At 69.7% G+C, this 8,972-nt stretch carries 9 protein-coding genes and 1 pseudogene; 3 read left to right on the top strand and 7 right to left on the bottom strand.

Going from position 1 to position 8,972, the window contains the following annotated elements; all coding sequences use genetic code 11:
* Nucleotides 1–902, top strand: a pseudogene (locus E2C06_RS08150) (chromosome segregation protein SMC); the annotation flags it as partial.
* Nucleotides 903–1,010: 108 nt separating this feature from the next.
* Here E2C06_RS08150 and E2C06_RS08145 read toward each other — a convergent pair.
* Nucleotides 1,011–1,208, bottom strand: coding sequence for a hypothetical protein (locus E2C06_RS08145; RefSeq protein ID WP_133288089.1), 198 nt, complete (start codon nucleotides 1,206–1,208; stop codon nucleotides 1,011–1,013).
* A gap of 141 nt (nucleotides 1,209–1,349) precedes the next feature.
* Between E2C06_RS08145 and E2C06_RS08140 the strand changes: the two genes are divergently transcribed.
* Both E2C06_RS08140 and E2C06_RS08135 read left to right on the top strand, forming a co-directional pair.
* On the top strand, nucleotides 1,350–3,224 hold the full coding sequence (locus E2C06_RS08140) for an ABC transporter ATP-binding protein (protein WP_133288088.1): 1,875 nt from the start codon (nucleotides 1,350–1,352) through the stop codon (nucleotides 3,222–3,224).
* A 77-nt stretch (nucleotides 3,225–3,301) separates the two neighbouring features.
* On the top strand, nucleotides 3,302–4,393 hold the full coding sequence (locus tag E2C06_RS08135; RefSeq protein ID WP_133288087.1) for a TRAP transporter substrate-binding protein: 1,092 nt from the start codon (nucleotides 3,302–3,304) through the stop codon (nucleotides 4,391–4,393).
* Between the two features lie 48 nt (nucleotides 4,394–4,441).
* Here E2C06_RS08135 and E2C06_RS08130 read toward each other — a convergent pair whose 3' ends face one another.
* The 6 genes from E2C06_RS08130 to E2C06_RS08105 all read right to left on the bottom strand — a co-directional run bounded on the left by E2C06_RS08130 (nucleotide 4,442) and on the right by E2C06_RS08105 (nucleotide 8,761).
* Nucleotides 4,442–6,028, bottom strand: coding sequence for an ABC transporter substrate-binding protein (locus E2C06_RS08130; protein ID WP_133288086.1), 1,587 nt, complete (start codon nucleotides 6,026–6,028; stop codon nucleotides 4,442–4,444).
* A 152-nt stretch (nucleotides 6,029–6,180) separates the two neighbouring features.
* Nucleotides 6,181–6,684, bottom strand: coding sequence for a F0F1 ATP synthase subunit B family protein (locus E2C06_RS08125; RefSeq protein ID WP_133288085.1), 504 nt, complete (start codon nucleotides 6,682–6,684; stop codon nucleotides 6,181–6,183).
* A complete protein-coding gene (locus tag E2C06_RS08120; protein WP_241671168.1) occupies nucleotides 6,684–7,310 on the bottom strand; it encodes a F0F1 ATP synthase subunit B family protein in 627 nt (208 codons plus the stop codon). Before E2C06_RS08120 ends, E2C06_RS08125 begins: the two co-directional genes overlap by 1 nt.
* Nucleotides 7,311–7,381: 71 nt before the next feature.
* On the bottom strand, nucleotides 7,382–7,606 hold the full coding sequence (locus tag E2C06_RS08115; RefSeq protein WP_133288084.1) for an ATP synthase subunit C family protein: 225 nt from the start codon (nucleotides 7,604–7,606) through the stop codon (nucleotides 7,382–7,384).
* A gap of 55 nt (nucleotides 7,607–7,661) precedes the next feature.
* A complete protein-coding gene (locus tag E2C06_RS08110; RefSeq protein WP_133288083.1) occupies nucleotides 7,662–8,420 on the bottom strand; it encodes a F0F1 ATP synthase subunit A in 759 nt (252 codons plus the stop codon).
* A gap of 47 nt (nucleotides 8,421–8,467) precedes the next feature.
* Complete coding sequence (locus E2C06_RS08105; RefSeq protein WP_133288082.1) at nucleotides 8,468–8,761, bottom strand: AtpZ/AtpI family protein; 294 nt, start codon at nucleotides 8,759–8,761, stop codon at nucleotides 8,468–8,470.
* Between the last annotated feature and the right edge of the window lie 211 nt (nucleotides 8,762–8,972).

The raw sequence follows: 8,972 nt of genomic DNA, 5'->3' as shown, positions 1-8,972 counted from the left end.
CGCTCGCCGCCGCCGAGGCCGAGCGCCAGGCCGCCGGCGAGGCCCGCCGCGCCGCCGACGCCGCCTTCGCCGCGGCACGCGAGGCGCAGCTGCGGGCCGAAGGCGCCGCCGAGCAGGCGACGGTGGCGGCCGAGGCGGTCGAGGGTCGGGTGGTGGAACGGTTGGGCGAGAATGCCGAGCTGCCGGCGCCGGAGGAGCTGACCGATGCCGCCGAGGACAAGGCCCGGCGCAAACTGGAGCGCCTGGCGAGGGAGCGGGAGGAGATGGGTCCCGTCAACCTCCGCGCCGATGTCGAGATGGCGGAGATCGAGGCGCGCATCGCCGACATCACCCGCGAGCGCGAGGAGATCGGCGCCGCCATCGCCAAGCTGCGCGGCTCGATCGGCCACCTGAACCGGGAGGGACGGGAGCGGTTACGCGCGGTCTTCGACCGGGTGGACACCGAGTTCCGCAGCCTCTTCGGCCGACTCTTCGGCGGCGGCCGGGCGCACCTGGCGCTGGTGGGCTCCGAGGATGCGCTGGAGGCGGGGCTCGAGATCTATGCCGAGCCGCCGGGCAAGAAGCTTTCGGCGCTGTCGCTGCTCTCGGGCGGCGAGCAGGCGCTGACCGCGCTCTCGCTCATCTTCGCGGTGTTCCGCTGCCACCCGGCACCGGTCTGCGTGCTGGACGAGGTGGATGCGCCGCTGGACGACGCCAATGTCGAGCGGCTTTGCGACCTGCTGGACGGCATGGCGGCCGAAAGCGGCACGCGCTTCCTGGTGGTGACGCACCACCCACTGACCATGGCGCGGATGCACCGGCTCTATGGCGTGACGATGCAGGAACGCGGCGTGAGCCGCCTGCTCAGCGTCGATCTCGGCCGGGCTGTCGAGCTGGTGGAGGGCCCGCAAGCGGCCGAATAGGACCGCCTGCAGCGGATTGCGCCGAGGTCCGGACGCCGGTCCGCTGCCGCGCGTTGTCACTGGCGCCGGTTCGCGCTTCCGGGCGTTCACGCCCTGCCGCGATTCGGTTCAGAACCGGAGGAACAGCCGCAGCACGGCCAGCGCCGCGACGGCGGTGAACAGGCCCTGCGCCAGCATCATGGGCAGCGCCCCCGGGCCGCTGACCCGCAGATGCGCCGCGGTCCGCGCCCGGCCGCGTGCCGCCTCCATCAGGCAGGCGGAGAACAGGGCGGCGGTGCGGTCCAGGGGGTCGGACGGGTCGCGCATGCGGAGGCTTCCTGTGCGTTGCACCCGGTACGGTACGGGCAAATCCTGAATCCGGCGTTGGCCCTGCAAGTTCCCGGCCATGTCGCGCCTTCGTCACGGGATTTCGCTTGATCCCAGGCGGCGCAGGGCGGTTCCTGCAGCATGTCCCTGCGCCCCTTCCGACTTTTCGAACGCTTGATCGACCCCGTCGCGCCGCCCGGCGAGTCCGCCGGCCGCCTGCTCGGCAGCCCGGTGCCGGAGACGGCGCCGCCGCGCACCTTGACCGGCTTCTACTGGCACTTCCTCAAGCAGACCCGGGCGCTGTTCGTCGCGCTCTTCGTCGCCGGACTGCTGGTGGCGCTGATGGACGCCGCCATCCCGACCATGATCGGCAAGCTGATTGGCCTGCTGACCACCCATGCGCCCGACAGGCTTTGGGCCGAGGCTTGGCCGATGCTGGTCGGCATGGGCGCCCTGGTGCTGATCGGCCGGCCCTCTGCGCTGCTGCTGCAGAACCTGATCACCCAGCAGGGCATCAACGGCAACGTCACCAGCCTGATCCGCTGGCAGAGCCACTGGCAGGTGGTCCGCCAGGGCCTTCCCTTCTTCCAGGAGGATTTCGCCGGCCGCATCGCCAACCGGGTCATGCAGGCCGGGCCGGCGCTGCGCGAGAGCATCGTCCAGGTCATCAACGCGGTCTGGTACATCCTGGTCTACGGCACCGCCGCGGTGCTGCTGCTGGCGCAGACCGATTGGCGGCTGGCGCTGCCGATCCTCGCCTGGTTCCCGCTCTACGCCCTGCTGCTGCGCTACCTGGTGCCGCGGATGCGGGAACGCTCGCGCGAAGCCTCGGCGCAGCGCAGCCTGCTGACCGGGCGGATCGTCGACAGTTATACCAACATCCAGACGGTGAAGCTCTTCGCCCGGGCGCGGGAGGAGGACGCCTTCATCCGCGACGGGCTGCTGGCGCTGACGTCCGCCTTCCAGCGGCAGATGCGGCTGGTCACCTTCAACGGCTTCGCCCTGGCGACGCTGAACGCGGCGATGATCACCGCGATGGCTTCGGTCGCGGTCTGGCTCTGGACCCGGGGCGCGATCGAGGTTGCGGCGGTGGCGACGGCGCTGCCGATGGCTTGGCAGATCGCCAACATCTCCGGCTGGGTCGCCTTCAACGTCACCTCGATCTTCGAGAGCCTGGGCGTGGTGCAGGAGAGCATGAACTCCATCGCGGTGCCGCCGACCGCGCCCGACCCGCCCGGCGCCGTGGCGCTGCAGGTGCCGCGAGGCGAGATCCGCTTCGAGCGGGTGCGCTTCGCCTACGGGCGGGAGACGGGCGTGCTGCAGGGCCTCGACCTGCGGGTCGCGCCGGGCGAGCGGGTCGGGCTGGTCGGCCATTCCGGCGCGGGCAAGTCGACGCTGGTCAACCTGCTGCTCGGCTTCTTCCGGCCGGAGGAGGGGCGGATCCTGATCGACGGCCAGGACATCGACGGCGTCACGCTGGAGAGCCTGCGCGCCGCGATCGGCGTGGTAACGCAGGATACCGCGCTGCTGCACCGCTCGATCCGCGACAACATCCGATACGGGCGGCCGGAGGCGACCACGGCCGAGATCGAGGCGGCGGCCGCCCGCGCCCATGCCGATGCCTTCATCCGCGACCTGGCCGACTGGCGCGGCCGCAGCGGCTACGACGCCCATGTCGGCGAACGCGGGGTGAAGCTGTCCGGCGGTCAGCGGCAGCGCGTCGCCATCGCGCGCGTCCTGCTGAAGGACGCGCCGATCCTGGTGCTCGACGAGGCGACCAGCGCGCTGGACTCGGAGGTGGAGGCGGCGATCCAGGAACAGCTGGAGACGCTGATGGAGGGCAAGACGGTGATCGCCATCGCCCACCGCCTGTCCACCCTGTCGCGCATGGACCGGCTGGTGGTGATGGAGCACGGCCGGATCGCCGAGGAAGGCACCCATGCCGGGCTGCTGCGGCAGGACGGCGTCTATGCCCGGCTGTGGCGGCAGCAGAGCGGCGCCTTTGCCGACGTCTGAGGCATGGAAGCTCCGTTGCGCGGCGGGACGGTTCCGCGCAATCTGAGGCCACCCAACCCCAGGGAGAAACATCCAGAATGAACCGCCGCCGTCTTATCGCCAGCGGCGCCGCGGGTGCCGCCGGCGCCGCGACGCTCGTCTCCCCGAACTTGGCCTCCGCCCAGCCGCGGATCCGCTGGCGCTGCCCGGGCAGCTTCCCGAAGTCGCTCGACACCCTGTTCGGCACGCAAGAATACCTCGCCCGCCGGGTGTCCGAGATGACCGACGGCGCCTTCCAGATCCAGGTCTTCGGACCGGGCGAGGTGGTGCCCGCGCTGCAGGTCCTGGACGCGGTCGGCGGCGGCACCGTCGAGTGCGGCTTCACCAGCGGCTACTACTACCTCGGCAAGGACCCCTCGCTGGCCATCGTCACCTGCCTGCCCTTCGGCATGTCCTCCCGCCAGCACTGGGCCTGGCTGACCCATGGCGGCGCCCGGGACCTTTATGCCGAGGTCTATCGCGACCAGGGCGTGGTCGGCATCCCGGCGGGCAATACCGGCGCGCAGATGGGCGGCTGGTTCCGCAAGGAGATCAAGGGCGTCGACGACCTGAAGGGGCTGAAGTTCCGCGTCGCCGGTTATGGCGGCTCGGCGCTGCAGAAGCTCGGCGTCATCCCGCAGCAGCTCGGCGGGCCGGACATCTACCCGGCGCTGGAGCGAGGGGTGATCGACGCCGCCGAATGGGTCGGCCCCTACGACGACGAGAAGCTCGGCTTCCACCGTATCGCGCCCTTCTACTACTATCCGGGCTGGTGGGAGTATTCGCCCTCGGTCGACCTGATGGTCAATGCCAAGGCCTATGACGACCTGCCGGCGCAGTACAAAGCGGTGCTGAACGCCGCCTGCACCGAGAGCTGGCACTGGATGGCGGCGCGCTACGACGTGCTGAACCCGCAGGCGATGCGCCGCCTGCTCGCCGGCGGGGCGCAGCTGCGCGGCTTCCCGCGCGACGTCATGCAGGCCTGCTACAAGGCCTCGCAGGAGCTGTTCGCCGAGATCGGCGCGCAGAACCCGCGCTTCAAACGGCTGCACGAGAAGTGGGACGCCTTCCGCATCGAGCAGACCCAGTGGCTGCGGGTGGCGGAGGACAGCCTCGGCAACTTCCTGGCGGTGCAGACCGCGCAGCGCTGAGGCGCAGGGCTGGGCCGGGGAGGGTCGCCCCTCCCCGGTCCTGTCGGGCTACTTCGCCTGCAGGCGGACATGCCGCAGCTGGAAGTAGTTGTCGGGGGTCTGCACCACTTCGGCATTGCTGCGCGCCGCCCAGACGATCTGCTGCTGGTGCAGGGGCAGGAAGGCCACGTCGTCCTGCAGGATCTTGCTCGCCTGGCTGATCTGCTGCTGGCGCTTCGCCGCGTCCGTCTCCACCGCGATCTGCCCGACCAGCTGATCGAAGGTGGGGTTGGAGTAGCCGGCGCTGTTGAAGACGCCGCGGGTGCCGTCCCGCGTTGCGGCCAAGTTGAACAAGGAGTTATGGGCGTCCACCGAGGTCGGCGTCCAGCCCAGCATGTAGAAGCTGGTGTTGTAGCGGGGGCCGTTAATCTCGGCGAAGTAGCGGGCCCGAGTCTGCGCGACCAGATTCACCCGGATGCCGATGCGGGCCAGCATCGCAACCGTCGCGGTGCAGATCGCCTCATCGTTCACGTAGCGGTCGTTCGGGCAGTCGAGCGTGACGCCGAAGCCGTTGGGGTAGCCGGCATCGGCCAGCAGCTTCTTCGCCTCCTCAATGTTGACCGCCGGGCGCTTGTCGTCCTCCTCGCGGAAGCCGTTCACGCCTGGCCCATAGAGCAGGTTGGTCGGGCGCGACTGGCCGCGCATGACGATGCGCTGGATGGAGTTGACGTCGATGGCGAGCAGCATGGCGCGGCGGACGCGGACGTCCTTAAAAGGGTTCTTGCCCTTCACGTCGCTCTTGAGCAATTCGTCGCGGAGCTGGTCAAGGCCGAAGAAGATCGTCCGCAGCTCCGCCCCTTGGATGACCTGCATGCCCGGCGTGCGGCGGATGCGATCCACGTCCTGCGGCGGCACGGTGTAGACGAAGTCCACCTCGCCCGAGAGCAGGGCGGCGACCCGCGTCGCGTCATTGGCGATGATGTTGAGCTCGGCCCGCTCCACGTTGTGGGTCGGCTTGTCCCACCAGCCCGGGTTGCGCTCCAGCACCGTCTTGCGGTCGGGCTCGCGGCTCACGAGCCGGAAGGGACCGGTGCCCATGGCGTTGCGGGTGGCGAAATTCTCATCCCGCGTGGTCAGGTCGGTTGGCCGGACGGCGTTGTTCTTCTCCGCCCAGGCCTTGGACATCATCCCCCAGTTGGTGATCTCCTGGATCAGGATGGGATTGGGGACCCGGGTCTCGAATTCGACCGTGTGGTCGTCGACCTTGCGGACCTCCTTCACCGAGGCCAGCACGGAGTTCATCTGACTGCCCGGCCCGCGCACGCGTTCGGCGCTGAAGATCACGTCGTCGGCGGTGAAGGGCGTGCCGTCGGTGAACTTGACGCCGCGGCGCAGGTGGAAGCGCCAAACGGTCGGGGAAGGCTGCTCCCAGCGCTCGGCCAGGGCCGGCTCCAGGCCCATCTGCCTGTCCCGCCGCACCAGCGGCTCGTAGATGTTGGCGTTGAAGGACAGCAGGAAGGTCTCCTGCCGCGTGTACGGGTCCATCGAGTTGACGTCGCCGTCGTTGGCCCAGCGGAAGACCTGGGCACTGGCCGGCGCGGGGATAGCAAGGGACGTGCCGCAAAGCAGCGCGGCGGCAAGGGCAAGACGTCGCATTATGATTGATCTCCCAGCACCTGAAGGCGCGGGACGTTATCGCGCCGCCTGCGATCCGCAAAGCCGTCGAGAGGCGCAAAACGAAACGGGGGCCGCGAGGCCCCCGTTCATCCGCCCGGCACGGGGCCAAGCCACTAAACTGTCGGCTCGCCTCAGGCGCGCAAGGCGCGCGGCAGGTCGGCCACGGCGGCGTCGATTAGCTTCGCGTCGGCGTCCTGGGTCATGCCCTGGGCGATGACGTTGCGCGCCGCCGCGGTGGCGATCTCCGCCGCCGCCTGGCGCACTTCCGCAACCGCCCCGGCCTCGGCCGCCGCGATCCGGTCCATCGCCATCCGCTCGCGCCGCGCTGCCGAAGCCTCGGCCTCCACCGCGGCCGCTTCGCCGACCCGCGCCGCCTCTGCATGCGCCCGGCGCAGCATCTCCTTGGCCTCCTCGGCCGCCGCGGCGCGGTCGGCCTCGGCCTGCTTCAGCATGGCCTCGGCCTCCTCGCGCAGCCGCGCGGCTTCGGCCAGCTCGGCCCGCACCTTCTCGGCGCGGGCATCGAGCATCCCGGTCAGCTGTGCCCAGGCCTTCCGGCCGACGAGCAGCAGGAAGATGACAAAGCTGACGCCGACCCAGAACTTCGGGTCGAGCCAAAAATGTTCGTAGTGATGCATCAGGCCCGCCCCCGCGCTGCCAGTTCGGCGCCGACCGCCTGCTCGACCGCGGCACGGTCGGCAAGGCCCGTTAGCCGGGTCACCAGCGCTTCCGCCGTGTCGGCGGCGACGCTGCGCAGCGCGCCCATCGCGCTGTCGCGCGACGCGGTGATGCGCTCCTCGGCGGCCGCGATCTGCGCGTTCAGCCGGGCATTCAGCGCCTCGGCCTTGCTGGCGGCCTCGGCCTGCGCCTGCTGCGCCGCATTGGCGACGGAAGCCTGCGCCTCGGCACGCGCCCGGGCGGTCCCGGCCTGGTGCTCGGCCATTGCGGCATCGGCGCGCAGTTTTGCGGCCTGGGCCTGCTCGAGGTCACCCTCGATATGCGCCCGCCGCGCCTCCAGCACGTTGCCCACCGCCGGCAGCGCGTACTGCGCCATGACGTAGTAGAGCACGCCGAAGATGATGAAGAGCCAGACGATGTTGGCGATCAGGTAGCGCCCCTGTTCGGGGTGCCCGAAGGCCAGCTGCGGCATGCCCGTCACCGGCTCGCCGGGATGGGTATCGGCCGCGAGGGCCAAGCGGGGTGCCAGGGCCAGCAACGCCACCGTCGCGGTCAGGACCCAAGGCTTCAAGGCCCGAGGGCTCACGGCAAATCTCCTCGCCTGATTGGACGCAGACACGCGCCCGCCGGTCCGGGCAGGCGCGCCATCCGGCCGTCTCAGGTGAACAGGATGAGGAAGGCGATCAGCAGGGCGAAGAGCGCGACGGCTTCCGTCAGCGCGAAGCCCAGGATGCCGATCGGGAAGACCGCGTCGCGGGCGCCCGGGTTGCGGGCCACGCTCGACACCATGGCGGAGAAGATGTTGCCGATGCCGATGCCGACGCCGGCGAGGGCGATAACTGCGAGACCGGCCCCGAGGGCCTTCGCGGCGAGAACGTCCATGTGAAGCAGTCCTTCCTTGTGTGCTGAAGGGGTTGGTTGGGGTCAGCCCGACAACTCAGTGCAGGTGCACCGCGTCGTGCAGGTAGATGCTGGTCAGGATGGCGAAGACGTAGGCCTGCAGGAAGGCCACCAGCAATTCGAAGCCGATCAGCGCGATGTTCACCGCGAGCGGCAGGGTCGCGCCGAGGATGCCCAGCACCCCGGCGGCGGAGCCGATCATCACGACGAAGGTGGCGAAGACCTTCAGCATGACGTGGCCGGCAACCATGTTGGCGAAGAGTCGGACCGAGAGGCTGACCGGACGCGAGAGGTAGGAGATGACCTCGATCGGGATGATCAGCGGTGCCAGCACCTTCGGCGCGCCTTCGGGGAAGAAGTAGCCGAAGAAATGCGTGCCGTGGATCATCAGCGCGATGACCGTCACCACCACGAAGACCAGCGCCGCCAGGCCGAAGGTGACCGCGATGTGGCTGGTGAAGGTGAACCCGTAGGGCACCATGCCGAGCAGGTTGCCGAACAGGATGAACATGAAGAGCGAGAAGACGAAGGGGAAGTACTTCCGGCCCTGGTCGCCGACCTGGCCGACGACCAATTCATGGACGAATTCGTAGCTGCTCTCGGCCAGGGCCTGCAGCCGGCCCGGCACGATGGCGCGCCTGGACACGCCCCACAGCATGAGCGCGGTCACCAGCCCGACGGCCAGCAGCATATGCGCAGTCGACTGGGTGAACCCCACCGCATTGCCGACGGCCCCGAGAACGGGGGTCAGCTCGAACTGGCTCAGCGCGTCGATCGATTTGCCTTCGGCGGCCACTTTCGGCTCCCAGCACCCGTTTGCGCCGCGCGGTCAGGCACGGCCCGTCATCGACCAGCGCCGCGGCGTGGACTGAACAAGCGATAGACGTTCAGAATCCCGGCGGCGCTGCCCAGGACGAAGAACAGCAGGAAGAGCCACGGCCAGGTCCCGAGCCAGCGGTCCAGCACGATCCCGAGGAAAACGCCAACCCCGAGGGCCGACACCACCTCGACACCGGCGCGGAAACCGACGCCCCAAGGTCCTGAGTTAGGCGAGCCCCGGGTGGCCTGCGGCTTGTCCAGTCCCCTGCGGGTCCTGGCCTCGCGCAACCGCTCCTCGAACCCGTCTTTCTCGCTCACCGCGCTCCTCCTCCGGCTCCCCGTCGGAAGGCACGTGGCTGCTACGGCACACCCCGCTACCTGTCAAGCAAGCGCGACCCGCATCCACGGCCATCCACCACGCATGTGGCATCGACGCCAGCACGGGAAAAGCCTTGCGGATCAGGCCATCGCGCGCGCCGCGGTGGCGGGCGGCGGAGCGTTGACGCCGCGCCTCTGCCCGGCGATCCCT

The organism is Dankookia rubra (genome assembly GCF_004355005.1).
Classification (GTDB): Bacteria; Pseudomonadota; Alphaproteobacteria; order Acetobacterales; family Acetobacteraceae; genus Paracraurococcus; species Paracraurococcus ruber_A.
The sequence above is the reverse complement of the archived record's forward strand: the minus strand, read 5'-3'. Positions and strand labels throughout refer to the sequence as shown.

Coding starts and splice junctions, on each gene's coding strand:
- E2C06_RS08135 (WP_133288087.1), top strand. CDS start 3,302: ATGAACCGCCGCCGTCTTATCGCCAGCGGCGCCGCGGGTGCCGCCGGC.
- E2C06_RS08140 (WP_133288088.1), top strand. CDS start 1,350: ATGTCCCTGCGCCCCTTCCGACTTTTCGAACGCTTGATCGACCCCGTC.
- E2C06_RS08145 (WP_133288089.1), bottom strand. CDS start 1,208: ATGCGCGACCCGTCCGACCCCCTGGACCGCACCGCCGCCCTGTTCTCC.
- E2C06_RS08125 (WP_133288085.1), bottom strand. CDS start 6,684: ATGCATCACTACGAACATTTTTGGCTCGACCCGAAGTTCTGGGTCGGC.
- E2C06_RS08115 (WP_133288084.1), bottom strand. CDS start 7,606: ATGGACGTTCTCGCCGCGAAGGCCCTCGGGGCCGGTCTCGCAGTTATC.
- E2C06_RS08130 (WP_133288086.1), bottom strand. CDS start 6,028: ATGCGACGTCTTGCCCTTGCCGCCGCGCTGCTTTGCGGCACGTCCCTT.